Source organism: Bittarella massiliensis (ex Durand et al. 2017) (assembly GCF_017566145.1).
In the GTDB taxonomy this organism is placed as follows: domain Bacteria; phylum Bacillota; class Clostridia; order Oscillospirales; family Ruminococcaceae; genus Bittarella; species Bittarella massiliensis_A.
On the sequence record NZ_JABFCL010000045.1, the window covers coordinates 1 to 356 of the forward strand.

Consider the following 356-nt stretch of genomic DNA (forward strand, 5'->3'; position numbering starts at 1 on the left):
GTCCATCTCGAATCCCTGTATCAGCTTCTTCAAAAGCTCGGCTTTCTCCTCAGACGCGCATACAATTTCAAAATGATAAGATTTGTGGGGATCACTCATCGATCCGGCCGTCAGAAAAGCTCCCCGAAAGAAAGCCCTCTTGCAGCATCCATTCTGGTAAACAAGGCTGCTGACTCCAAGAAATCCTCCATGCTTTGGTTCATCCAGAACCAGCTTTGCAGCCTGAAGAATCCTTTCTGTCTGTTTCCGACCACCGACTGCGATCAAGTATAAAATACTTTTTTTGTCCTGATTTCTACGGATAGAAATTTCAGCCTTTATATTAAACGCTTTTTCCAATAATGTAAAGTACTTTC

1 protein-coding gene is annotated in these 356 nt (G+C 43.0%); it reads right to left on the minus strand.

What is annotated here, in order from left to right:
- The coding region (gene whiA, locus HJY11_RS13380; RefSeq protein ID WP_208076439.1) for a DNA-binding protein WhiA at positions 1-356 on the minus strand (356 nt) is incomplete at both ends.